Here is a 23,590-nt window from a genome sequence, read left to right on the forward strand (position 1 = left end):
GACCACATGAGTGTCATGACGGGTGCCGAAGCCAATCCTGCTCCAGTTTCACGCGGTACGGTCGCGCTCGCGACGTTGATGGCGCTGTTTGCCGTCTGGGGCTTGGCCCAGTGGCTCTACAACGTCCTGTTTCCGCATTTCGCGGCGTTCTTCGCGCTCGATGCCGCGGCGATCACCTGGACGCAGTCGCTGTTCAACATCGCCTATTGCGTTTTCGCCATTCCGTCAGTGCTGATGCAGCGCGTCTTCGGCTACAAGATCGGCGTGATCTTCGCGCTCAGCGGTTTGTCGCTCGGCCCGTTCCTCGTCTATCCGGCACTCACTCAGCATTCTTACGCCTTCTTCTTCATTGCGGCGGTTGTGTTCGGCACCGGCTGGTCGTTCTTCGAAACCTCGGTCAACGCCCTGGTGGTTCAGATGGGCAGCCGGGAAAACGCAGTGCGACGCCTGTCTCTGGCGCAGGCCTTCTATCCCGTCGGATTGATCGGCGGCTCCTACGCCGGATTATGGCTGCTGCAATCGCATTACACGCTGTCGATCGGCGAACTGGCGCCGGCCGTGGCCCGGCCCTTCGTGTGGGTGGGGCTCGGCATTCTCGCGCTGGCCTTCGTGGTCGACAAAATCCGCTTTCCTGCGATCGCGATCGAGCGCGTGCCCGCGGGAGCGCACATCCGCGACGACTTCAAGGCACTGCTTGCCCGTCCCGGCTTCCAGTTCGCCATGGTCGCAATCGCTGCGAACATCCTGGCGCAGTCGATCACGTGGGGCACGACCTACACCTACGTGATGCAGGAACTGCCCGAAGCGGGAAGTGCGTTCGGGGGCAACATGATCGCCTATTCGGTCATCATTCTATGTGCCGGACGGTTCGCGGGTACGGCGCTGATGGGATGGATCGCGCCGTTGCGCCTGCTGGCTGGTGCGGCAGGCATTGCCTTGCTGCTGGTAGCGTCGGCGTCGGGGCTGGGCGGATACAGCGGACTCTACACCTTGATGGCGGCGAGCCTGTTCATGGCGGTGTTCTATGCCACGATCCTGGGGACGGCGCTGAAAGACCTCGGCACGCTTACCAAGGCCGGCGCGGGACTGCTCGTCACGGCTGCCGGCCTTTCCGCCGCAGTGTCGCCGGTCCTGATCGGAGCGGCTACTTCGTTCCTCGGCGCCAGATACACGCTGGTCCTGGCGCTACCCTGCCTTGCTGCCGTACTGGCCTATGCCCTTACGCGGAAAGCCGCCGCTGCTGCATAGCACGGACGGCGACGGGAAACCGCCGCACATAGATCACACCGTCCGAGACGTTTTTGCTGTCGTCGTATTCGCACGCGACAAGCTCGTCGTCTTTCCACGGTTCCAGCGTTTCGGGTACGCCCGGCGGAGGGTCTACGTGCGTCGCACGCGCAACGGCGCGACGGGCTTCGTATTCATCGCCGGCACGGATCCACAGACAGTACGGACGCATCGAAGAAGCGCGCCATTGCGCACTTGTTTCGGTCCCCGGACGAGGTGTGAGGCGAAAGACGGGCATCTTCAGTCTCCTTGCGAAAATACAAGCTCATCGGAAACACGCGGTTCGGGCGCGAGATGAAAACCGCCCCACAACAGAAGCGGAAAACTCACCAGCAGGGTGTAGGAATGCCAGCGGCAGAACTCGAACAATGCGGGCGCTACTTCGACAAACCCGCCTTGTGCTGCCGCGAAAAAATGGCCGTGTACGACAAGTCCATGCAAAACGTCCCCACCGGCTAACAGAGTGGCGACAGCATAGACCAGGTAGTTCACCGCCCCGAGTCCAACCGCCCACCGGTAGAAAACTTGCCGTTTCATGCCGCGCCGTAAGTAATTTCACCTACACACGAGAGAACATACCCGTAAGGCCGGAGTGGCAAGTGGGACAAGAAATGGCCCGCGCCCACTCGCGGACCAAAATATGGATATAAGGCGCATCATGCCTGATACTGAAATCGTCATTTCTGACAACAGGTTCGCGAATTCCGTTAACTGACGCGACAGGTTGCCGCCAGCAATCCGCGCACATGAATACGAATGCAGCGGAAGGTTGTCGGGCCTTCCGCTGCGCACGAAACATCGCCGGGCAGCACAAGACTGCCCGGTTTTGCGAGGGTCGAATTACTTCTTGGCCGGAGCCGGTGCGACTTTCGCCGGTGCCGGAGCAACTTTGGCCGGCGGAGGCGGCGGGACCGCTGCGTCGGGTGCCGGAGTTGCCATCGATTCGGCGGGCGGCGGCGGCGGAGGAGCCGGCGGCTTCGGAAGTTCGGAAACCTGTTTCAATGGCAGACAGCCATCCGGCGTGCAGAACTGCACCGCGCCGGTGAAGCGGTCGACCGTGTAGAGCGCGCCTTCGTTCGGAATCACCTGCATCCGCCCGACGATCAGGAACGTCACGGCCAAAGCGATGACGCCGCCGATAAGGGCGAGCCAGATTTCCGTCGTGATGGATTCGACGATGGCGCCCGCGCCGATCACGATCAGGCCGATGATGATGTAAGGCAATGCTTCTGCGATGTGCCCGTTGAAGAGATCGCGGAACTGCCATGCCGCAACGGCACAGCCAAGAAATACGAGACCGAGAATTCCGAAAATCAACCGCACCGTCCACGGAGTCGTTGTGCTCGACACCGTCTCGATGCGCTCCACTTCCACCTCATCGTGATGATGATGGTGGTGCGGCTCGTGCTCTTCAGCGGCGGCCACAACCTTCTCTTCACTCATGAAAACCCCCTCCAATGGGCGCGACGCGCGCCAGCCTGTCCGAACAGTGTACGATAAAATTGGCCGAAATGTTTGCGGGAATTAGTTGCGAATTATTCTGAACCGCAGGCTGTCCACAATTGCCGCGAAGATGAACCTTACCTGAAGGGCGGCCCCAGACTGCGTTCAGGCGGGATGGCGCAATCTCCCTGCCGTCAAATCGGGATGGAGAACTTCCCATGAAACGTCTGATGAGCGCCGCCCTTGCACTGGCCCTGTTGAGCGGGACTGCCGCTTCTGCCGATCCGTTCGGGTATGGCCCGCGCGGCGGTCATCACGAACGCTACGACCGCGGCTGGGACCACCGCCGCCATCGTGATAACGACGCCGGCACGGCGTTTGCCGTCGGGTTCGGCCTCCTCGCCCTGACGGCGATCGTCGCCGCCGCGGATCGCGATCGCGACGAAACCCGCGTTCGGGCTTACGACTATCCGCCCCCGCCGCCTCCTCCGCCGGCCCGCTATCGCGATCAGTATTACGGCCCGGCTCCGGATCGCGACCGCAACTACGATCAAGGCCGCGATTACCAGGACCAGCCGGCCTACGATGACGGATACGGTCCCGACCGGCAGTAGCAGAACTCCGTAGCTTGAGCCGGTGCGGTCGCCCAACTTCCCGCACCGGCTGCTTTTTGTCCCGCTGGCCGCAACGTCGATACAGTCTGTTACGGCATTCCTACGAAATTAACCCGCCGCTTACCCTATCGTCCCAGAATCTCCGCGGTTTGTTTGCAGGGACATGGGCATGACTTCCGTTGTTCGCGTCGTTCCGTTTCTGGCGTTGCTGGTTGCCGGGGGCTGCGCCTCGGAGCCGGCCTATCAGATCCTGACGCCGTTCCTCGACAACGACTTCCAGACCTGGAAAAAGCCCGGTCCCTATACCGTCAGCGGCCAAGCCTTCTACAAAGTAGCCGACGGCCGCGTGATTACCTGCGCCGGCGAAACGGTCTCGCTGATGCCGCTGACCGGTTACAACATGGAGCTGTCGAAGCTGCTCGAATCCGGCAAGGGCTATCCGCCCAACTACGAGCGCCGCGCCCACAAATACGATCACAAGGCGCTGTGCGACGGCGACGGCCGCTTTTCCATCTCCGGCATTCCGTCGCTGAACTGGCTTTTGATCACGCGCGTCAGTTGGCAGGAAGACGGCACGCTTTCCGCGGTCCCCCTGGTCGGCGGCCCCTCCAACAAAGGCGGCTGGCTCTACCAGGAAATCAGCATCGACGGCGCCGACATGAAAGTCACGCTCTCGAACCAGGACTTCGTGGCGGACAAGGAATAGCGCTCAGCCCTCGCGCACGAACTACCGCTCAATCGACGATAAACAGCCGGCAGCCTGTCGTGGTGTGGCTCTGGTGCGGATTGTCGGCGTCGTCGCTCGCCATGTAGCCCATTCCCGCCTTGAGCACGAACGAGCGGCCGTCCTTCAATTCGGCTGTCATCTCGCCGTCGACGATCAGGATCACGTGTCCGCGGGCGCACCAATGATCGGCGCGATAACCCGGCGAATACTCGACCATCCGCACCCGAAGATCGCCCGCATTCATCGTCCGCCACACCGCTTTGCCGGTCTCGCCGGGATATTCCACGGCCGGAACGTCCGACCAGTCGATGGCGGTGAACGGGAACGGCGGGATTTTCATCGTGAGGTTCCTTCGGTGCGCTGCGTTGGTAATGCCTCGCTGCGACGCACAACAGAGAGGCGGCTACACAACTGCGTGTTCGCAACGAGAGTGCGCCTCATCCGCGATTCACTTGAATCGCTGCGGTTGAGCACTATTTGAAGCCTGTCGCCGGGCGCCATCGCCGAGCGCGGCCTGAAGCCCCTCCCCCTCGAAACCGAAAAACGAATGTACCGAGGCGGTGTGAAACGACGGCAAAAACGTGCCGGCGCAGTCGGTTGAATTGAGTTTAGAACGATTCGAATTCGATTCAGGACGGCCCGGCTGCGGCGTGTCGACTCGCCTTGCACGGGCATGTTGACGCCTCAAGGGAACTAAAGTAGAACGATTCTCCGTGTTTCGGATTTGTTCGCCGGTCGCCGTTTGGGTGCCGGGGCGATCCAACGGAGGCAATTCGGAATGCTCACCAAGAAACAGTACGAGCTCTTGATGTTCATCCACGAGCGGGTGCGCGAAACCGGCATTCCGCCGTCGTTCGATGAAATGAAAGACGCGCTCGATCTGAAATCCAAGTCGGGCATCCATCGCCTCATTACGGCGCTCGAGGAGCGCGGCTTCCTCCGCCGCATGGAAAAGCGCGCCCGCGCGCTCGAAATCGTCAAGCTGCCGGAGAACATGGCCGAGACGCTGCGTCCGGCACAGACGCGCAGCCAGGCCCAGCGCATGAGCCCCGGCCATCGCACGCGCGGCACCGCTGCCGATGCGCGCGGTGCCGGTTCGCCTCGCCGTCCGATGGGCGAAGCCGAAGGTGCGATCAACGTGCCGCTGGTCGGCCGCATCGCCGCCGGTACGCCGATCGAAGCACTGCAGAACAAACTCGCCGATGTCCCGGTGCCGAGCGGCATGATCGGCCGCGGCGATCACTACGCGCTGGAAGTCACCGGTGACTCCATGATCAACGCCGGCATTCTCGACGGCGATACGGTGATCATTCAGGAATCGGACACCGCCAACACCGGCGAGATCATCGTCGCGCTGGTCGACAATAACGAAGCGACCCTGAAGCGGCTTCGCCGCCGCGGCGATTCCATCGCCCTCGAAGCCGCCAATCCCGCTTACGAAACCCGCCTCTATGGCGCTGACCGCGTCAAGGTGCAGGGCAAATTGGTAGGATTGATCCGGCGCTACTGAGTCCGGTGAAGGCGCTGATAGCGCCCGGACCACGGCCTTAAACCGCGGGCGTCTTCCGCCTTTTCGACGCGCAGCGGCGTGTCGAGCCAGACCGCGTGCGCGCCGTCGATGATCGCATCGCGGCGGTCGATGACGAGACGCGGACCGTTGCAGATTCGATGCGCCGCCACGGCGCTGATGACGATCGCGGCATTGGCGCAGTCTTCTGCCAATGCTTCGGCGCGGGCATCGACGGCAATCAAGGTGCCTTTGAGATGCGCGATGCAGCCGAGAGCGTCGCATTTGAGGCCCGGTCCGCCGATCGCGTCTTGCGGCAGACGGTCGTCACCTGCCCGGCGCAGCCAACTCGCGGCGGCATATTTGTCGTTCGGCTTCTGCGTTAGCGCCAGACGGCCGTTGTCGAGGCGCAAGGCGACGGTGCGGCCGTCCTGGGCGACGAGAATGTCGGGCGGGCGGACCATGGGCACGAACAGAAGTCCGGCGGCGATGGGGATCAGTCCGAGCCAGCGCCAGCCGCGCCGCCACAAGGCGATCCACAAGCCGCCGCCCATCATCAGGGCGACGCACCAGCCGGGCCAGGCCGGCACCGCCATTCCGGCGCCCGGCAAGGCTGCCACCCAGCGCGCGATGGCGAGCATGATGGCGGTGCCCTTGCCCATGGCGATCAGCGGCCAGGTGTCGAGCCCGAACGGCATCAGCACCATCGCCGCGACGGCCGCCGGCATGATGATGGCGCCGACCACCGGCAGCGCCGCGAGATTGGCGAGAATGCCGAACGGCGAGGCCCGGTCGAAGTGGAAGATGGAAATCGGCGCCGTCGCCAAGCCTGCGATAGTCGAGGTGACGCAAATGCCGAGGACATAGCGCCAAGCCTTGCGCCACAGGGTTTTCTTGGCTTCGTCGCGACTGCGTCCCTGCTGCCATTCGGCCATCGCGATCAGCCCGATCACGGCCGCGAACGACATCTGGCAACCGGCATCGAGCACGTTCTCCGGTGCCGCCAGAATGATGGCCGCCGCCGCCAGCATCACCGAGCGCATCGACAGCGCCGGCCGGTCGACCAGAATGGCGACGAACATGAACGCCAGCATCACCCAGGAACGCACCGCCGGCGCTTCGCAGCCGCTGATGAGAAGATAGAACGTGGAGCCGAGGAGCGCACCGATTGCCGCCCATTTCTTGATCGGATGCTTGAGCACGATCCGCGGAAAGCACGCGAACAGCGCGCGGATCACCCAGAAGAACACGCCGCCCGCGAGCGCCAGATGCAAACCCGAGATCGACAGCACATGCATCAGACCGGAGTCGCGGAATGCCGTCTGGTCGTCGGGATCGATGTCGGCGCGTTCGCCGGTGATGAGCGCCGCCGAGATCACGCCTTCGTTGCCGGGAATGACAGCACGGATATGTTCGGTCATACGGGTGCGAAGATCTTCGAGCGCACTTCGCGCCCGCTCGCTCCAGGTTTCTGGCCGCACCGGCGGGATCGGCTTGGGTTTGCCGTAAAGATATCCGACGGCGCCGATCTGCTGGTAATAGGCCCAGCGGCCGAAATCGTAATCGCCCGGCATCGAAGGCGACGGCGGCGGCATCAGGATGGCGAGCACGTGTACCCAGCTTCCCGGCTCCGGCACGTCGCTATGGGCCCGCACGGTGAAACGCACGCGGCGCGGCATTTTGGTGGCGGGCAGCCGTGCGGTCGGAATGGGTTCGAGTACCAGCCGGCTGCCGTTGCCGCGCGGTTCCGATTGCACCACACGGGCGTCGAGGTGGATCGGCCCCATGCGGTGGCTGAGGATCGGCGCCGCGACCACGTCGGTCCGCAGCCGCGCCGCCCCAAAGCCGAGGACGAAAGCCGCAATCAAGGCGAACGCAATCCGGGTGCCAGTCGTCTCTGCGACCGCCGCCAGCCAGCCGAAAGCCACGGCGAAGACGGCCGCCATAGGCACCCAGCCCAGGCCAGGCTCGAACGGCAAGGTAAAATAGGACCCCGCTCCCGTTGCCAGCGCGACGGGTATCCACAGGCCGGCGCGGGTCCGCTCGGCGGCCGCGTGATCGCGAATAATCCGCGGCAGGACCAGGATTTTCGCCATTCCGCCCGGCGATGCCGCTATAAGACCTGCGCCGCGGGCCCCCTCGCCCGCGTCCCGAATTGCCATAGCCTCAGGATTCACCTAAGCCCCGTAGCCATCATGACAGACAACCAGAAACCCGTCCTGCGCTTTGCGCCTTCGCCCACCGGAATGCTGCATATCGGCGGCGCCCGGACTGCCCTCTTCAACTGGCTCTATGCCCGTCATACCGGGGGCAAATTCGTGCTCCGGATCGAGGACACCGACCGCGAACGCTCGACGCCGCAGGCCGTGGCCGCCATCATCGAGGGGCTCGAGTGGCTCGGCCTCGATTGGGACGGCGAGATCACCTACCAATTCTCCCGCGCCGCCCGGCATCGCGAGATCGCCGAGAAGCTGCTGGCCGAAGGCAATGCCTATCGCTGCTACGCCACCCAGGAAGAATTGACCGCCATGCGCGAAGCCCAGCGCGCGGCCGGCAAGCCGATCCGTTACGACGGGCGCTGGCGCGACCGCGATCCGTCTGAGGCCCCAGCCGGGGCGCCGTTCGTGATCCGGCTGAAAGCACCGCAGGGCGGCGAGACCATCATCCACGACATCGTCCAGGGCGATGTGCGCTTTGCCAACGAGCAACTCGACGACATGATCCTGCTGCGCTCGGACGGCACGCCGACCTACATGCTGGCGGTGGTGGTCGACGACTACGACATGGGCGTTACCCACATCATCCGCGGTGACGATCACCTCAACAACGCCGCCCGCCAGATGCAGCTCATCCGCGCGCTCGGCTGGCCGGAAGTGACCTACGGTCACGTGCCGCTGATCCATGGACCGGACGGTGCCAAGTTGTCGAAACGGCATGGCGCCCAGGCCGTCGGCGAATACCGCGACATGGGCTATTTGCCGGAGACCATGCGCAACTACCTGCTGCGCCTCGGCTGGTCCCACGGCAACGATGAAATCATTCCGACGCCGCAGGCCATCGAATGGTTCAACCTTGAGAGCATCGGCAAGAGCCCGGCGCGGCTCGACTTCAAGAAGCTCGACAATCTCAACGCCCATTACATCCGCGAGACCGACGACGGCGCTCTGGCCGACGAGATCGCGCACCTTCTGGGCCGCAAAGACCCGCCGCAAACCCTCAGCGCGATCGGCCGCGAGCGTCTCATCAAGGCAATGCCCGCCCTTAAGGAGCGCGCCAAGACCCTGGTCGAGCTTGCCGCGTCCGCGGAGTTTCTGTTCACCGACGGCGCACGCGAACCGGACGCCGCGGCGGCAAAAATCCTGTCGGACGATGCTCGCCGGACGCTTGGCGAATTCCTCGGTACCCTCGAGGGTACTGATTGGACCGGCCACGCGTTGGAGGAAAAGGCGCGCGCGTTTGCGGAGGCCAAAAGCCTAAAACTCGGGCAAGTAGCACAGCCGGTACGGGCGGCGCTGACCGGAAAGACCACCTCCCCGCCGATTTTCGCGATGCTGGAAGTGCTCGGTCGCGAAGAATCCCTGAAACGGCTCACAGCACACGTACTTTAGTGTGGTTCCAGAGATTGACAGTGGTATAGGAATATTGCTGCACTGCAGGAGATAAAGACAGAATTGATGGTAGCCCGGAGAGCCAAATGAGAGACAGCAAGGCCGTTCCCGCCGGAAAGGCAACCCTCACCTACAAGAACCAGTCGTACGAGCTTCCCGTGTTCGCGGGCAGCCAAGGTCCGGAGGTGATCGACATCCGACGTCTCTACGGCGATGCGGGCATATTCACCTATGACCCCGGCTTCACCTCGACGGCGAGTTGCGAAAGCGACATCACCTTCATCGACGGTGACGAAGGCGTTCTGCTTTATCGCGGCTACCCGATCGACCAACTCGCGGCCAAGTCGAGCTTTCTCGAAGTCTGCTATCTCCTGCTCTACGGCGAACTGCCGTCGCAGCAGCAGATGGAGAAGTTCCGCCACACCATCTCGCACCACACGATGGTGCACGAACAACTGGCCGCGTTCTATCGCGGGTTCCGCCGCGACGCCCACCCGATGGCGGTTCTGACCGGCGTCGTCGGCGCGTTGTCGGCGTTCTATCACGACTCCACCGACATCACCGATCCGGCCCAGCGCGAACTCGCCTGCGTACGCCTGGTCGCCAAGATCCCGACCATCGCCGCGATGGCCTATCGCTATTCCACCGGCCATCCCTTCGTCTATCCGCTGAACAAGCTCGGCTATACCGAGAATTTCCTCCGGATGTGCTTCTCCTATCCGACTGAGGAGTACGAGGTGAACCCGGTGCTGGCGAAGGCGCTGGACACCATCTTCATCCTGCACGCCGATCACGAGCAGAACGCCTCCACATCGACGGTGCGTCTCGCCGGTTCGTCGGGCGCCAATCCGTTCGCCTGCATCGCGGCCGGCATTGCTTGCCTGTGGGGCCCGGCACACGGCGGCGCCAACGAGGCGGCGCTGAAAATGCTGGAGACCATCGGCACGGTCGACCGCATCCCTGAGTTCATCAAGCGCGCCAAGGACAAAAACGATCCCTTCCGCCTGATGGGCTTCGGCCACCGCGTCTACAAGAACTACGATCCGCGCGCCAAGGCGATGCAGATCCAGGCGCATGCCGTGCTCGACGAACTCGGACTGCACAACGATCCGCTGCTCAAGGTGGCGATGGAACTCGAACGCATCGCCCTGCAGGACGACTACTTCATCGAGAAGAAGCTCTACCCGAACATCGACTTCTATTCGGGTATCACGCTGAAGGCGCTCGGCTTCCCGGTGTCGATGTTCACCGCGCTGTTCGCCCTTGCCCGTACCGTCGGCTGGATCGGCCAGTGGAAGGAAATGCTGGAAGACCCGCACCAGAAGATCGGCCGTCCGCGCCAGATCTACACCGGTGCCAAGCCGCGCGAATACGTGGCAATCGACAAGCGGTAGAGCGAATAGCGCGGGAAGAACAGGAAACGCCCAGCTGGAAACGGCGGGGCGTTTTCATATGCCAAAAGCGGGCCCGCCGAATTCTGCGAGTCCGCCTGAGATGGGGAACACCCCGGAAGCTGCGGCAGCCAGCGAAAACCGGTGTCACCCGGCCAACGACAAGCACCTTTGCTTCCCCTCAGACCTGTACGTGCCTGCCCTGCGTTTGACACCTCCGCCCTCGGGCTTGGGTGCGATCCTCCTTCGCCTGAGGCTGGGAGAACAACGGCTCGTCAGACACGCGGGCGTGCATGCACGAATCCCGGTCCTGTATGTTTCGCGTTTTGCGGCATCAAACCTCGCGAGGGTCCGAGACCGCATGGTTTGGCTGGCAATCTCCACGTCCAATTTCGCGAGAGAAGATATGGAACAAAAGAAGAACATTCAAGCCGGACCGCAATCACAAAATGTTTCACACGTGAGACGCAATCTCAGGTAGTTGCGGGCGGCAGCGCTCTGGACGGCAGCGCTCGGGGCGACAGCACTCGGGGAAGCAGCGCTCAGGGAGCCGGGACCAACCACGCCTTACCATCGCCGGGCGCGCGGAACGACCAGCATCCAGTGTCCGCCGGGGCCGAGAACCCAATAAGCGCGACGCGGCGGCGGACGGTCGGTGCGCTCCCGCCAAGCCGGCGGCGAACGCCACGCCGGACCGCTATCCCCCACCCACTCGGCACCGGGGCGGTAGGCGCTCGGAATGGGATTATCAGCGTACGGATCATCAGGGTCCGCGTTCGCCGGACGATGCCATGCCTGACGTACCGGATAAGCCTCACGAGGCGGCGGGTCGGTTGTTGCCGTCTCGCTGTTGTCGAAAAGCGACGGATCCTCATCGAGGGTCGGCAAATCGCTGCCGTCGCCCCGCCAGCGCGCGCGATCCGGCGGTGCCACCGCCGACACTCTGGGGCTTGCCGCTTGAGAGCGCGGCGGCGGAAGCGCGGAGGCGATCCGAGGTAACGGCCGTGCATCATCAGGCTTGGACGCCATCATCCGCTCGGCCATCACCGGCTTCGCAGCAACAGCCGTTTTCGGTGCGGCGGCCGCAACTTGTACCGGCCTGGGTGCGACCGGAGCCGGCTTCGGTACCGCGATCGCGACATGCGGCCGGGGCTGCAGGACTTCCACCCGCATGGCTGGCTTGGCAGACAGAACCGGCGCAGATGCGAACAGGCGAACGCTTTGCACGGCGGCAAGCCTGACGGGCACGCTTGGACGCGGACGCGGCTTCGGCGCCAACGCGACTTTTGCCGACGGGCGTGCCTGGGCCTCGATCAGCTTGTCATTGTCGACGGCGCGGCACCCCTCGTAACCGCTCTCGACCAGTTGCGGCGGTTCGGGCGCAAGACCGCGCCGTTCCAGGCGCCGTCCGAGGGCCATGTCGAACACTTTGCGGGCGCTGTCGCAGAATCGCGGATCGTGCACGCTACGCAGCGACGCGGTGTTGGCGACACGGGTCTTGTAGGCGTTGTAGTCTTCTCCGCGCGGACGCGTCGCGAAAAACGCTTTCAGCGCCGCATCGGATTGCATCAGGCCGTCGCGATAGGCGGCGACGAAGCGGTTGTAATCGTCACGCATGTGGCAGGTCAGCGCCGCCACCATCAACTGCTGTTGCAGAGCGGTCGATTGCAGCACCTTCAATTCCGGCGCCGTGGCGCAGACCAGAGCGGCATCGGCCGACGCCGCCAGCGCGCCGAACGCAACCATCCCGATGAAAAGCTTTTTCATGCCCAGTCCCTCGTGGCGTTAAGCACGTTGCGCGCCGGCGCCTGAACCGCGGCTGAACGGGCATGTTCAACAAGATGTTAACAGCGCCCCGCGAACGGATCGAGAACCGGAAAGGTCCCCGCCGGGTTGGCGCCACAATCGCGGTCCATACCCCGCCGTCGAAAGGAGTGTCCGTCATGTCCGATCTTCCCGCTTCCGTCGCCGCGTTCCTCGCCGGGAAGCGTATCGCCGTTGCCGGGGTCTCGCGCGAGCCCAAGCTCCACGTCGGCAATGCGATCTTCAAGAAATTCACGGCCGGCGGCTACGAAACCTTTGCCGTCAATCCCAACGCGACCGAAGTCGAAGGCGTGAAATGCTATCCGGCGCTCGGCGCCATTCCGGGCGACATCGACGGCGTAGTGATCGCCACCCGCCCCGAGATGGCGGCCTCGGTCGTGCGTCAGTGTGTGGAAAAAGGCGTCCGCCGGGTCTGGTTTCACCGCGCTTTCGGTGCGGGCAGCGTGTCACCCGAAGCGCTGGAAGCAGCAAAGTCCGCCGGCATCGAGACCATCAATGGCGGCTGTCCGATGATGTTTCTCGAGCCGGTCGACGGCGGACACCGATTCATCTGCCGCCTGCTGCAACTCTTCGGCAAGGTGCCGCGGTAATCCCTGCATCACGCCGCTGATTGTCGCCGCATCAGTTTGCCAGACCGTGACGTCGAAGAGCCGACATCGAAGAACGCCACCATGCTCGCCAGCGCGCCGGTTTCATCCGTCAGAGTGCGCGCGACTTCCTTGTTCTGCTGGACCAGCGCGGCATTTTTCTGCGTGACATTGTCCATATCAGAAACGGCCGATGAGATCTGCTTGACGCCGGCGGACTGCTGTTCCGACGCCCGCGCCATGTCCCCAACCAGCGCATTGATCCGGCTGACCTGATCGAGAATCTCCATCAGCGCGGCACCGGAATTGCCCACCAGCGACACGCCAGACGTGACATGCTGCTGGGATTCCGTAATCAACGCCTTGACCTCATGCGCCGCCGTGGCGCAGCGCTGGGCGAGCGCCCGCACTTCCGACGCCACCACGGCAAAGCCCTTGCCGGTCTCACCCGCCCGCGCCGCTTCGACGCCGGCATTGAGAGCAAGAAGATTGGTCTGGAAGGCGATCTCGTCGATCACGCCGACGATGTCCGAGATCTTCTTCGACGAAGCTTCGATTTCCTGCATCGCCGCCACGGCGCTGCCGACGATATCGCCGCCCTTCTCCGCCGACGCTTTGGCACCGGCAACGATGCCGCTCGCCTCCTTGGCGTGCGCCGCCGACTGGCTCAGGGTTTCGGTGATTTCCTGTAGAGCCGCCGCCGTCTCTTCCAGACTGGCGGCTTGGCGTTCGGTGCGCTGGGCGAGGTCGTCCGTCCACTGTGAAATGTCCCCGGCGCTGTTCGATACCTCGCCGGTGGTGATCGACACCGTCCGCATGGTCTCGTGCAGGCGCGCCGCCGCGGCGTTGAAGTCGTCACGCAAAGCGACGAACGCGACGGACATCTCGTCGTTGATCCGGTAAGTGAGATCGCCTTCGGCCAGCGCATGCAGGCCGGTGCCGACCGCCGCGACCACCTTCTGTTCGGCCGCTCGCTCGGCTTCAAAGGCTTCTTTGGTGGCGCGACGCACGGCGAGCAGTGCATCCACCAGCCGCCCCATCTCGCCGTCGGCGCCGAGACTTTCGATCGCCACATCCTGCCCGCCACGGGCCATTTGATCGAGCACCGCAGTGGCGTGGGTCAAAGGCCGGATCAAGCCGCGATTGACATAGCGCAGCACCAGAATGCTGGCTGCAACGACCAAGCCAGCCAGGATCACCCCGAGCACGATCATCGTCTGCGTGGTATCGGCGCGCAGAGTTTCGACAGACTTGCGCTCGGTCGCGGTGGCGGCGCGGATTGCCGCAATTCGTCCGTCCGCGATCTTGATCGCATCGGTCATCGCTTCGGTGGAGGCATCGAACGCGGTCATCGCCGCGTTGCCCTCAAGCGGACCGTCCTTGATGTAGATCCGCGCCATCGCGATGCCGTTGGCGTGATAGGCCGGAAATTGCGCACCCAATTTGTCGAAATCAGCCACCAGAGCGCCGTCGCCGAGGGTTGTGGCGACCGCGCGCGCGATCGCGAGATCCTTGCGGAAGGCGGCCGCGTATTTCGCCGCCAAATCCCAATCGTCTGCTCCCACGCCGTCGACCAGGCGCGTGGCGGACGCATCCGTCAGGTACTGCTGCACCTGGACCAGATCGTAGGCGATGTCCTTGCGCGCCGCTTCGAGTTTGCCCGCCAGTTCGATTTGGCCATCCGAATGGGCTTGGGATTTTGCGAGATTGGCGTCGGTGACGCGGTAGACGATCACCAGCGCCACCACGGCGATGATCGCAATGGTTGCCGTGAACACCTGTGCCAATCCGAGTTTGAAAGCGATGCCGCGCGAGCGCAGGCCGGAGGTGCTGGGAATGTCCACGGCGGATGGTTCCTGAGGCTGCCTCCTCCAGGTACCACTTCGGAACTTAAGGAAACTTCTAAGCGACTTCTACAAATCGCCTTGGCGCATAAGTAGTAATACCAACTTACGGTCTCAAAAGCGAAAAGGGCGGCCCGGAAGCCGCCCCGGATCGCAGTCTTTTACAACAGTTCCGCGATCTGGATCGCGTTGAGCGCGGCGCCCTTGAGGAGCTGGTCGCCGACCACCAGCAGCGCCACCGAATGACCCGACGGGTCCGAGGTATCGGGACGGATGCGGCCGACCAGGACATCATCCTGCTCGGAGGCGTCGATCGGCATCGGAAAGTAATTCTTGACGCGGTCGTCGACGATCTTCACGCCCGGCGCCACCGACAGCATCTTGCGCACATCGGCCTCGGTGATCGGCTCGTAGCATTCGATGGTGATCGCCTCGGTATGGGCGCGCAGCACCGGCACGCGCACGCAGGTCACGCCGACGGCAATCTCCGGATCCTCGAAGATCTTCTTGGTCTCGGCGATGACTTTGGATTCTTCGCCGTTATAGCCGGTCTCGAGATCCATGGCCGCGTTATGGCTGAAGAGATTGAACGCATACGGATGCGGCATGACCTTCTGCTGGAACGGCTTGCCCTCGAGATAAGCCTTCGTCGCCTCGACGAGTTCCGCCATCGCCGCCGCGCCGGCGCCCGACGCCGCCTGATAGGTGGAGATGATCACGCGCTTGATGCGGTTGACCTTGTGAATCGGCCACAGCGGTACCAGCGCCATGATGGTGGCGCAGTTCGGATTGGCGATGATGCCCTTGTGGTCCTTGATCCGATTGGCGTTGATTTCCGGGATCACCAGCGGAACGTCGATATCCATACGGAAGGCCGAGGAGTTGTCGACTACCACCGCGCCCGCCTTCACCGCGACCGGCGCGAACTTGCGGCTGATCGTGGCGCCGGCCGAGAACATCGCGATATCGACGCCTTCGAACGACTTTTCGGTGAGTTCCTGAATCGGAATGTCGGCCCCGCGGAACTTCATCGTCTTGCCGACCGAGCGGGCGCTCGCGAGCGGCACCAGCTTGCCGACCGGAAAATTGCGGCGCTCCATGCAGCCTGCAAACTCGACGCCGACGGCGCCGGTGGCGCCGACAATGGCGACGGTGGGGTTCTTCTTCACAGTATCCTCCTGTTGGCCTCAGGCGCGGGCATTAAAAAAGCCCCGGACCTTGCGGCGGGGCTTGGGTTTCGTGCGTTCTGTTGCCTTGCTATCGGCGCGCGCGAACCAAAGCCCCGGCGGGCTTGGTCGTCTTGGTCGTGCGCTTGAGCATGGCGGTCATAGTGGCCGGAACCTATGGGTGGAAGGCCCGTCCGTCAACGGACGGATTGACACAACCTATGGAATATTATTGCCGGCCGAGAAACTCCAGGATGGCCCTGGCGGCGCGGCGGGACGGCTGGTCGGCACCCTCGCCCATCAGGCGCAAGGCCTCGTTCTGATCGGCCACCTGACGCGCGGCGGCGGCCGGATCGGTCAACAGTTTGGCGACAGCCGCGGCAACGGTCTCGGGACGACAATCCTCCTGCATCAGCTCGGGCACGGCGAGGCGGTCGAGGATCAGATTCATCAGGGTGTAATAGCGGACCTTCACGCCGATCAGTTTGCGATAGATCCAGGCGGTAAGCGCACCGACCTTGTAGGTCACGATCATCGGCGTGCGCGACAGAGCGAGCTCGGTGGTGACGGTGCCGGAGGCGGCCAGCGCAACGTCGGCGGCATCGAACAAGGCGAATTTCTCATCCTCGCCGGAGACGATGGTCAGCGGCACCGGCCAATGCTCCGCACCCTGACGGATGCGCTCGGCGACATGCGGCACCGCCGGGATGGCGGCGTGCAGGCCGGGCACCTTGTCCTTGAGGATGGCCATCGTGTCGGTGAAGACCGGCAACAGATGGCGCACTTCCATGGCGCGGCTGCCGGGCAAAACCGCGAGCAGCGGCGCATCGGCGGGAATGGCGTGGCGAGCACGGAAGTCTGCGCCGCCGACCATCTTCTTGCCGCGCGCCAGAGCGGGATGTCCGACGAACACCGCTTTCAATCCATAGCCGGCAAAGAACGGCGGCTCGAACGGCAACAGCGCCAGCACCAGATTGAAATAGCCGGCCATCTTCCCGGCGCGGCCGGGACGCGTCGCCCATACCTGCGGCGCCACGTAATTGATGGTCGGAATGCCGGGCGCGATCTTGCGGATGCGCTTGGCGACGCGATGGGTGAAATCGGGGCTGTCGATCAGCACCACGGCATCGGGCTTGGTGGCGGCGGCAAACTCGGCGGCACGGCGGATGCGGCGCAGAACTTCGGGAATTTTCGGAACGACCTCCTGCAGGCCCATGATGGCGGTGGCGGAGAGATCGAACAGCGTCTCCAGCCCTTCGCGCGCCATGGCCTCGCCGCCGACACCGACGATTTTCACCTCGCCGTGCGTGAGATCCTTCAATGCAGCCATCAGTTCGGCGCCGAGCAGATCGCCCGAAGGCTCGCCCGCAACCAGCATCAGGGTGAGAGGCTTATCCGGCATGGGGCACGCCGACGACGAACAGCCCGAGCTTGTCGGCCTCCTCGATCACGGCACGCTGGCCCAAAATCAGCGCCCCGCCCGCTTCCACCGCGATCCCGGCGAGACCGACGGCAGCGGCATTGCGCACCGTAGCGACGCCGATCACCGGCAGATCGGTCTTGCGGTCCTGGATCGGCTTCGGCGCCTTGGCCAGTACGCCCTTGCGATGTTTCTCGTCGCCGCGGAAGTGTGCCGGCAGCGTGCCGACGCGCGCGATCATCGCGTCCGTGCCTTCAGCGGCTTCGACGGCAAGCGGCAAGCCTTCGCACACCACGGCCGCCTGTCCGACATCGAGTTCGCCCAGCGTGCGGACGATCTTGAACGCGGCAGCGATGTCGGCTTCGTCGTCGGCGGACGGCTTGATGCGGCCCATGACGCCGGCCGCCGCGAGCAGCCCCGGCGCGGCTTCGTGCGCACCGACGGCATGAAAACCTTCGCGCTCGAACGTATCCACCACCGCCCGCAGCAGCGCGTCGTCGCCTTTGCGCGCGGCCGCGATGATCCGTGGCGCGACCAGCACTGCCTTGGCGTCGAGCTTGATCTCGGAGAATTTCGGCCGCGCCAGCTTGCCGGCCAGAACGACATCGGAGCAATTGGCACCGCGCAACAGCTTCAGCAATTTGCCGACTTCGCCGAGCGAAACCGTGTCGTGCGGATAATCGCCGATCCAGGCGTCGGCGCCGATCGAAACAATGAAAATATCGCGGCCAGCCTCGCGCGCGCTCGCGGCGATTGCCTTGGGAAGATCGCCGCCGCCCGCGATGATGCCGAGGGTGCTCATCCCTCGTCCATTTCCACGCCGTGACGGCGCACCGGACAGATTTTCCGCTTGGCTTCCGGCGCGACAATGAAATCGAGCACTTCGGCGACTTCCGGCACCGAGCCCCACTCGGCCCGCGCCTTGGCGACGCGTTCGGCCAGCGTACCTTCCTCGCTCACCAGCACCGCTTGATACATATGGCGCAGCGCGTGGATGTTGGCGCGCGGAACGCCGCGGCGCTTCAGACCGATCAGGTTCAAACCGGCGTGATGGGCGTGCGAACCGAAAGCGATGCCGTACGGAATGACGTCGAGGTTCGCGCCAGCCATGCCGCCGAGCATGGCGCCGCGCCCGATGCGTCCGAACTGCTGCACCGAGCAAAGGCCGCCGGTGATCACGTTATCGCCGAGCGTGACATGCCCTGCGAGTTGGGTGCCGTTGGCGAGCGTGCAGTTGTTGCCGATGATGCAATCGTGACCGGCGTGGCTGTAGGCCATGATGTAGCAATGCGAGCCGACGCGCGTGACCTTGTGGCCCTTCTTCGAGCCGAGATTGAGGGTCACGCATTCGCGGATTTCGCAATCTTCGCCGATGACGAGGCTGGTGCCCTCGGCGTCGTTATGATGGATCTGGGCTTCGCCGCCCATCACCGCATTGGGATGGATCACGGTGCGGGCGCCGATGGTGACGTCACCTTCGATCACCACATGGGAAATCAGCCGGACGCCTTCGCCCAGCTTCGCCCCGGCTCCCACAACGCAATAAGGACCGATTTCGACTCCGGCTCCAAGAACCGCTCCGTCCTCAACGACTGCCGTTGGATGCACCGCCATTTTCGTCCGTGCCTTCCTGAATCATGGCGGAGAATTCCGCCTCGGCGCAAAGCGCGTCATCCACATAGGCCTCGCCCGAGAAACGCCACACCGGGCCGCGGCGGCGCAAGGCCTTCACCTTCATGCACAGCATGTCGCCCGGCTTCACGGGACGACGGAAGCGCGCCTTTTCGATGGTCATGAAATAGACGATGCGGTTGCCGGTATTGAGCTCGAGAGAATACATCACAAGGGCTCCGGCGGCCTGCGCCAACGCCTCGATGATCAACACGCCCGGCATTACCGCGTGATCGGGAAAATGGCCGGCAAAATGCGGCTCGTTATACCCTACCGCCTTGTATCCCGTGGCGCTCTCGTTCGGAACGATGTCGGTCAGCTTCTCGATGAAGAGAAATGGTGCGCGATGGGGCAACAGCTTCTTGATCGCCTCAACATCGAGCACAATCTTCTCAACCTTATTCGTCATGAATTGCCTCGTTTCGGCTTCTTCACCAATGCATTCACGGCCGCGAGTTCCCGCAGCCACTCGCGGACCGGCTTGGCCGGTATGCCGCCGTAATCGCGGCCGGGCTCAAGCTCCTGGCCCATAAACACGCCGCATTTTCCACCCAGACGCGCGCCGGCGCCAATCTTGGCGTGATCGGACACACCCGCCTGTCCGGCCAGCACGACAAAGTCGCCGATCTCGCAACTGCCCGAAATGCCCACCTGGCTGACGATCACGGCGTGCCGCCCGATGTGGGTGTTGTGCCCGATCTGCACCAGATTGTCGATCTTGGTGCCTTCGCCGATCACGGTGTCGCCGAGGGCGCCCCGATCGATGGTCACGCAAGCGCCGATCTCGACCCGATCTTGAATGATGACGCGTCCGAGCTGCGGAATCTTGACGTGCCCGGCGGCGCTCGAAGCAAAGCCGAAACCCGGCTGGCCGATCTGTGCTCCCGGCAATATCGCCACGCCATCGCCGATGTAAGCGTGGCTGATCACCGTGTTACCGACGATCTCGCTGTCGCGCCCGATGGCAACGCCGCGTCCGATCACGACGTGGGGACCGATATGCGTGCGATCACCGATCTCCACATCAGGACCGATCACAACGCCGGCCCCCAGTTCGACGCCCACACCGATCTTTGCGGTCGGATGGATGCCTGCGTTGAACGGCCCGGCGATGCGATGACAGTCGGGATAAAACATCTCCGCAACGGCCGCGAACGCGTGTTGAACCGACGGCACGCCGATCACGACGCATCCTTCGGGCGCCGAAAGCTTCGGCAACCCTTTCTCCGAAACTAGCACTACGCCCGCGGCTGTTTGCGCAAACGCGGGCGCAGCCTTTTCGCCAATGTAAAAGCTGAGATGGCTGGCGACCGCACCCGACAGACTGGCGACATCGGCAATGGCGCGCGTCCCATCAATACCATCCGGTACGGTCGCGCCGATTTTCGCGCAGACCTCTCTCAGCGAGAAAGGCCCGCGATTGTCGAAAAAACGAGGATCGGCCATGACGCCGCGTCCGGCTTACTGCTGGGCGGCCTGCTGACGGGCAGCAGCCTGCTGCAGCGCCGGCGGCAACGGAGCCAGATCGACCTTGACCGTCGGCATCTTCATGTCGAGGCGCTGCACCACAACGGCGGTGACATCAATCGCGTTCGGAGCCAGAAGCACCGAAGCCCTGTCCAGAAGCACCGTCGCCTTACGCTCCTGCATCACGCCTTGCAGGATCGGGCCAAGCGCCTCTTCCACCTGCTGGTTGGCTTTCAGCATGCCGCCTTGGATCAGGCCGCCGCGTTCCTGCACCTTCTTCTCGAAGGCCATGGCGCGCGCCTTCCAGGCGTTTTCCTTCTGCGCCTTCACCGCCGGGGCCAAGATCGCGTTCTGGGCATCCATCTGGGCCTTATCCCGCTTCAAGGATTCGGCTTCGGCGTTGAGCTGGGTCTGGGCCTGCTTCTTGAGGCCATCGACCTGCTGCTGAATGGACTGGCCGACCTTCGACATCGCAACGGTGCGGCGAAGATCGATGATGAGAATGCGGGCGGCAGGAGCCGCGCCGGTTCCGGGAGCGGCGGCGAGCGCCGACGGAACGGTCGCAGTCGCCGCGATGACCATCGCTGCGGCCGCCAAGCTGCGGGTGATGAGGGTTTTCTTGGACATGATCACATTCCTGTGCCGGCACTGAAGTGGATGAATTCGGTCTTGTCGTATGCCGCCTTCACGACCGGGATACCGAGGTCGATCTGGACCGGACCGAAAGGCGATTTCCATTTGATGCTGACGCCCGCCGATGCGCGGAACGCCAAGTTATCTTTCACGTTCGGATAGGCGGCGCCGCGGAACGGCGTATCGAGGTGGCCGAGTGTGCCGAAATCGGAGAACAGCGCGAACTGCATACCGTAATCCGCCGGCAGAATATCGGGCAGACGGGCCTGCGCCGAACCCTGGGCATAGAAATCGCCGCCCAGCGCGCCGTAGTCGCCCTGATAGCTCGTATCGCGCGGACCAATGCCGGCAAGCTTGAAGCCGCGGAAATTATCGCCGCCGCGGAAGAAGCGCTCTTCGATCGGCACCGTGTTGCCGCCGTAGCCCTGGATGAAGCCCGAGCCCAAGGTCAGCGAGCCGACCATGTCCCAGAACAACGGCCGATAGCCGGTCCAGCTGCCTTCGGTCTTGATGAACTTGAGGCCGCCGCCGAGACCGGCGAAATCCTGGCTGATCGAGAACATCGCACCGCGGGTCGGCTTAAGATAGTCGTCCAGCGTGTTGTAGCCGAAGGTGAAACCGACCAGCGACGTGTTGGTGGAGTTTCCGTACAACTCCAATTCCTGCAGCAACGACGCCGGCGCACCCGAATACGGCGTGACCTTGTTGACGCGGAAGGTGTAGCGGAGCTGAACGCTGCCGTATTCCGAGGTGGGGAAACCGAACCGCAAACCCGCGGCAGTCACGTCACCCTGATAGTTGGCCTGATTGTAGTTGGTGATCCACTTGTAGAGATCGATACCGGCGGCCAGCGGACGGTTGAGGAACCACGGCTCGGTGAAGCTCAACTGATATTGCTTGGAGATCGTCGACATCGCGACGGAGGTACGCAGGAACTGGCCGCGGCCGAACAGATTGCGCTCGGTGTAGGAGAACTCGCCGACGAAGGACGATGTCGACGAATAGCCGGCACCCAGCGAGATTTCGCCGGTCGACATTTCCTCCACCGTCACCGCGACATCGGTCTTGTCGGGGCGCGAACCGGCCGAATTCTTGATCGTCACATCCTTGAAGAAGCCGAGGGCGCGAATACGGGTGCGCGAACGGTCGATCAAATCGCGATTGAAGGCATCGCCTTCCTGAAAGCGCAATTCGCGGCGGATGATGCGATCAAGCGTGCGGTTGTTGCCGAGGACGTTGATCTTGTCGATGTAGACGCGCGGCCCCTGCTCGATCCGCATGACGAGATCGATCTTGTGATTTTCGGGATCGCGGCGCAGACGGACGCCGACATCAGCCGAGGCATAGCCCTTGGATCCGACGGCGTTGACGATGACGTCCTTCAGCTTTTCGACGCGGGTTTCGTCGTAGAGATCGCCGTTACGGACATCGACCAGCGGCTTCAGAGCCTGGGCCGGCAGTTCCTTGATCTTGGATTCGATCTCGACCTTGCCGAACTGGTACTTCTTGCCCTCGTCCACCGTGAAGGTGATGTAGAACGACGAATGATCCGGCGTCAGCTCGGCCACCGCCGATTTCACCGAGAAGTCGGCGTAACCGTGGCTGACGTAAAAGCGTCGAAGTTGTTCGCGGTCGAACAACAGACGGTCGGGATCGTAGTTGTCGTTCGACGCCAGGATGCGCCACCAGGCGCTTTCCTCGGTCGCGATCTGCTTTCTCAGGGTCGAGTCGTCATACGCCTTGTTGCCGGCGAAGATGATGCGCGACACGCCGGTGGTCGGACCTTCGTTGATCGAATAGATCAGGTCGACGCGGTTCTGCGGACGCTGGATGATCTGCGGATCGACCGAAGCGGCGAATTTGCCGTTGCGCCGATAGAGCTCGATGATGCGCTGGATGTCGGACTGAACTTTGGCGCGCGTGAACACCATGCGCGGCTTCATCTGCGATTCTTTTTCGAGGTCCTTGGTCGTGACCTTGGAATTGCCCTCGAAATCGACGCGATTGATGATCGGGTTCTCGACCACATGGACGGTCATGATCGAACCGTCGAAATTGATCTTCACGTCCGAGAACAGGCCGGTCGCAAACAGCGACTTCAACGCCTTGTCGGAGGCGGATTCGGAATACGCGTCGCCTTCGTGCAGCGTGATGTAGGTGAGGATGGTGGCCGCTTCGACGCGCTGGGCGCCGGTCACGACAATGCGCCGGACGATCGCCGGTGCCGATGTATCGACGCCCGGAGCAGCCTCGGGAGCACCACCCGGCGGCGGTGCAGCCGGTGGCTTGCGTTGCGCATCGGCAGCGCCGCTCATGACGACAGACGCCAAAACAAGCGTCGCGGGCGCCACGCGCTTCAATCGGGCGAACAGGTCCTTAGTGTCCATACACTCGTCTCTGA

Annotated in this window: 22 protein-coding genes; 7 read left to right on the forward strand and 15 right to left on the reverse strand. The window is 63.4% G+C overall.

Annotated elements, in window-relative coordinates; translation table 11 throughout:
• Window positions 1–6: 6 nt before the first annotated feature.
• Complete coding sequence (locus tag FHS84_RS11425; RefSeq protein ID WP_166934271.1) at window positions 7–1,248, forward strand: MFS transporter; 1,242 nt, start codon at window positions 7–9, stop codon at window positions 1,246–1,248.
• Here FHS84_RS11425 and FHS84_RS11430 read toward each other — a convergent pair.
• From FHS84_RS11430 to FHS84_RS11440, 3 genes are all read right to left on the reverse strand, one after another.
• Window positions 1,220–1,525, reverse strand: a complete 306-nt coding sequence (locus FHS84_RS11430; RefSeq protein WP_166934274.1) for a hypothetical protein — start codon at window positions 1,523–1,525, stop codon at window positions 1,220–1,222. The genes FHS84_RS11425 and FHS84_RS11430 overlap by 29 nt on opposite strands.
• Window positions 1,526–1,527: 2 nt before the next feature.
• Entirely contained in the window at window positions 1,528–1,779 is a 252-nt protein-coding gene (locus tag FHS84_RS11435) for a hypothetical protein (protein ID WP_166934276.1), read from the reverse strand.
• 348 nt (window positions 1,780–2,127) lie between these two features.
• On the reverse strand, window positions 2,128–2,730 hold the full coding sequence (locus FHS84_RS11440) for a hypothetical protein (protein ID WP_166933914.1): 603 nt from the start codon (window positions 2,728–2,730) through the stop codon (window positions 2,128–2,130).
• Between the two features lie 218 nt (window positions 2,731–2,948).
• Between FHS84_RS11440 and FHS84_RS11445 the strand changes: the two genes are divergently transcribed.
• Together FHS84_RS11445 and FHS84_RS11450 are read left to right on the forward strand one after the other, a co-directional pair.
• Window positions 2,949–3,344 carry a hypothetical protein gene (locus FHS84_RS11445; RefSeq protein ID WP_166934278.1) on the forward strand — a complete coding sequence of 132 codons (396 nt, stop codon included), beginning with the start codon at window positions 2,949–2,951 and terminating at the stop codon, window positions 3,342–3,344.
• A gap of 169 nt (window positions 3,345–3,513) precedes the next feature.
• Entirely contained in the window at window positions 3,514–4,050 is a 537-nt protein-coding gene (locus FHS84_RS11450; RefSeq protein ID WP_166934280.1) for a hypothetical protein, read from the forward strand.
• A 28-nt stretch (window positions 4,051–4,078) separates the two neighbouring features.
• On the opposite strand, the gene FHS84_RS11455 is transcribed toward FHS84_RS11450, so the two are convergent.
• Complete coding sequence (locus FHS84_RS11455) at window positions 4,079–4,411, reverse strand: DHCW motif cupin fold protein (RefSeq protein WP_166934282.1); 333 nt, start codon at window positions 4,409–4,411, stop codon at window positions 4,079–4,081.
• Window positions 4,412–4,879: 468 nt separating this feature from the next.
• Between FHS84_RS11455 and lexA the strand changes: the two genes are divergently transcribed.
• Entirely contained in the window at window positions 4,880–5,581 is a 702-nt protein-coding gene (gene lexA / locus FHS84_RS11460; protein ID WP_425061562.1) for a transcriptional repressor LexA, read from the forward strand.
• Here the strand turns inward: lexA and FHS84_RS11465 are convergent.
• Complete coding sequence (locus FHS84_RS11465; RefSeq protein WP_166934286.1) at window positions 5,575–7,674, reverse strand: ComEC/Rec2 family competence protein; 2,100 nt, start codon at window positions 7,672–7,674, stop codon at window positions 5,575–5,577. The genes lexA and FHS84_RS11465 overlap by 7 nt on opposite strands.
• Window positions 7,675–7,773: 99 nt before the next feature.
• Here FHS84_RS11465 and gltX point away from each other — a divergent pair, with 99 nt between their 5' ends.
• The gene (gene gltX, locus FHS84_RS11470; protein ID WP_166934288.1) at window positions 7,774–9,186 is read left to right on the forward strand and encodes a glutamate--tRNA ligase; all 1,413 of its coding nucleotides are present in this window, start codon (window positions 7,774–7,776) and stop codon (window positions 9,184–9,186) included.
• Between the two features lie 86 nt (window positions 9,187–9,272).
• Complete coding sequence (gene gltA / locus FHS84_RS11475; protein WP_166934290.1) at window positions 9,273–10,580, forward strand: citrate synthase; 1,308 nt, start codon at window positions 9,273–9,275, stop codon at window positions 10,578–10,580.
• A gap of 564 nt (window positions 10,581–11,144) precedes the next feature.
• Here gltA and FHS84_RS11480 read toward each other — a convergent pair.
• Window positions 11,145–12,344 carry a hypothetical protein gene (locus FHS84_RS11480; RefSeq protein WP_166934292.1) on the reverse strand — a complete coding sequence of 400 codons (1,200 nt, stop codon included), beginning with the start codon at window positions 12,342–12,344 and terminating at the stop codon, window positions 11,145–11,147.
• A gap of 176 nt (window positions 12,345–12,520) precedes the next feature.
• Here FHS84_RS11480 and FHS84_RS11485 point away from each other — a divergent pair, with 176 nt between their 5' ends.
• Window positions 12,521–12,991, forward strand: coding sequence for a CoA-binding protein (locus FHS84_RS11485; RefSeq protein WP_166934294.1), 471 nt, complete (start codon window positions 12,521–12,523; stop codon window positions 12,989–12,991).
• A gap of 8 nt (window positions 12,992–12,999) precedes the next feature.
• On the opposite strand, the gene FHS84_RS22235 is transcribed toward FHS84_RS11485, so the two are convergent.
• The 9 genes from FHS84_RS22235 to bamA form a co-directional block, all read right to left on the reverse strand.
• Window positions 13,000–14,832: a methyl-accepting chemotaxis protein gene (locus FHS84_RS22235; protein WP_166934296.1), complete on the reverse strand. Its 1,833-nt coding sequence runs from the start codon at window positions 14,830–14,832 to the stop codon at window positions 13,000–13,002.
• A 161-nt stretch (window positions 14,833–14,993) separates the two neighbouring features.
• Window positions 14,994–16,001 (reverse strand): aspartate-semialdehyde dehydrogenase, encoded by a 1,008-nt coding sequence (locus FHS84_RS11495; RefSeq protein ID WP_166934298.1) that lies wholly within the window; start codon window positions 15,999–16,001, stop codon window positions 14,994–14,996.
• Window positions 16,002–16,227: 226 nt separating this feature from the next.
• On the reverse strand, window positions 16,228–17,400 hold the full coding sequence (gene lpxB / locus FHS84_RS11500) for a lipid-A-disaccharide synthase (RefSeq protein WP_166934300.1): 1,173 nt from the start codon (window positions 17,398–17,400) through the stop codon (window positions 16,228–16,230).
• Window positions 17,390–18,220, reverse strand: a complete 831-nt coding sequence (locus FHS84_RS11505) for an LpxI family protein (RefSeq protein WP_166934303.1) — start codon at window positions 18,218–18,220, stop codon at window positions 17,390–17,392. Before FHS84_RS11505 ends, lpxB begins: the two co-directional genes overlap by 11 nt.
• Window positions 18,217–19,032, reverse strand: coding sequence for an acyl-ACP--UDP-N-acetylglucosamine O-acyltransferase (gene lpxA, locus FHS84_RS11510; protein ID WP_166934305.1), 816 nt, complete (start codon window positions 19,030–19,032; stop codon window positions 18,217–18,219). The genes FHS84_RS11505 and lpxA overlap by 4 nt, the downstream gene beginning before the upstream one ends.
• Entirely contained in the window at window positions 19,004–19,498 is a 495-nt protein-coding gene (gene fabZ, locus FHS84_RS11515; RefSeq protein ID WP_166934307.1) for a 3-hydroxyacyl-ACP dehydratase FabZ, read from the reverse strand. Before fabZ ends, lpxA begins: the two co-directional genes overlap by 29 nt.
• Complete coding sequence (lpxD, locus tag FHS84_RS11520; RefSeq protein ID WP_166934309.1) at window positions 19,495–20,535, reverse strand: UDP-3-O-(3-hydroxymyristoyl)glucosamine N-acyltransferase; 1,041 nt, start codon at window positions 20,533–20,535, stop codon at window positions 19,495–19,497. The genes fabZ and lpxD overlap by 4 nt, the downstream gene beginning before the upstream one ends.
• Before the next feature lie 15 nt (window positions 20,536–20,550).
• Window positions 20,551–21,183, reverse strand: coding sequence for an OmpH/Skp family outer membrane protein (locus tag FHS84_RS11525; protein WP_166934311.1), 633 nt, complete (start codon window positions 21,181–21,183; stop codon window positions 20,551–20,553).
• A gap of 2 nt (window positions 21,184–21,185) precedes the next feature.
• Window positions 21,186–23,576, reverse strand: coding sequence for an outer membrane protein assembly factor BamA (gene bamA / locus FHS84_RS11530; RefSeq protein ID WP_166934313.1), 2,391 nt, complete (start codon window positions 23,574–23,576; stop codon window positions 21,186–21,188).
• Window positions 23,577–23,590 lie beyond the last annotated feature (14 nt).

This window comes from Rhizomicrobium electricum (assembly GCF_011762045.1).
GTDB classification, from domain to species: domain Bacteria; phylum Pseudomonadota; class Alphaproteobacteria; order Micropepsales; family Micropepsaceae; genus Rhizomicrobium; species Rhizomicrobium electricum.

Coding starts and splice junctions, on each gene's coding strand:
- gltA (WP_166934290.1), top strand. CDS start 9,273: ATGAGAGACAGCAAGGCCGTTCCCGCCGGAAAGGCAACCCTCACCTAC.
- FHS84_RS11445 (WP_166934278.1), top strand. CDS start 2,949: ATGAAACGTCTGATGAGCGCCGCCCTTGCACTGGCCCTGTTGAGCGGG.
- lpxA (WP_166934305.1), bottom strand. CDS start 19,032: ATGGCGGTGCATCCAACGGCAGTCGTTGAGGACGGAGCGGTTCTTGGA.
- FHS84_RS11450 (WP_166934280.1), top strand. CDS start 3,514: ATGACTTCCGTTGTTCGCGTCGTTCCGTTTCTGGCGTTGCTGGTTGCC.
- FHS84_RS11425 (WP_166934271.1), top strand. CDS start 7: ATGAGTGTCATGACGGGTGCCGAAGCCAATCCTGCTCCAGTTTCACGC.
- lpxD (WP_166934309.1), bottom strand. CDS start 20,535: ATGGCCGATCCTCGTTTTTTCGACAATCGCGGGCCTTTCTCGCTGAGA.
- bamA (WP_166934313.1), bottom strand. CDS start 23,576: ATGGACACTAAGGACCTGTTCGCCCGATTGAAGCGCGTGGCGCCCGCG.
- fabZ (WP_166934307.1), bottom strand. CDS start 19,498: ATGACGAATAAGGTTGAGAAGATTGTGCTCGATGTTGAGGCGATCAAG.
- FHS84_RS11430 (WP_166934274.1), bottom strand. CDS start 1,525: ATGCCCGTCTTTCGCCTCACACCTCGTCCGGGGACCGAAACAAGTGCG.
- FHS84_RS11525 (WP_166934311.1), bottom strand. CDS start 21,183: ATGTCCAAGAAAACCCTCATCACCCGCAGCTTGGCGGCCGCAGCGATG.
- FHS84_RS11455 (WP_166934282.1), bottom strand. CDS start 4,411: ATGAAAATCCCGCCGTTCCCGTTCACCGCCATCGACTGGTCGGACGTT.
- lpxB (WP_166934300.1), bottom strand. CDS start 17,400: ATGCCGGATAAGCCTCTCACCCTGATGCTGGTTGCGGGCGAGCCTTCG.
- FHS84_RS11480 (WP_166934292.1), bottom strand. CDS start 12,344: ATGAAAAAGCTTTTCATCGGGATGGTTGCGTTCGGCGCGCTGGCGGCG.
- gltX (WP_166934288.1), top strand. CDS start 7,774: ATGACAGACAACCAGAAACCCGTCCTGCGCTTTGCGCCTTCGCCCACC.
- FHS84_RS11505 (WP_166934303.1), bottom strand. CDS start 18,220: ATGAGCACCCTCGGCATCATCGCGGGCGGCGGCGATCTTCCCAAGGCA.
- FHS84_RS11465 (WP_166934286.1), bottom strand. CDS start 7,674: ATGGCGAAAATCCTGGTCCTGCCGCGGATTATTCGCGATCACGCGGCC.
- FHS84_RS11440 (WP_166933914.1), bottom strand. CDS start 2,730: ATGAGTGAAGAGAAGGTTGTGGCCGCCGCTGAAGAGCACGAGCCGCAC.
- lexA (WP_425061562.1), top strand. CDS start 4,880: ATGTTCATCCACGAGCGGGTGCGCGAAACCGGCATTCCGCCGTCGTTC.
- FHS84_RS11485 (WP_166934294.1), top strand. CDS start 12,521: ATGTCCGATCTTCCCGCTTCCGTCGCCGCGTTCCTCGCCGGGAAGCGT.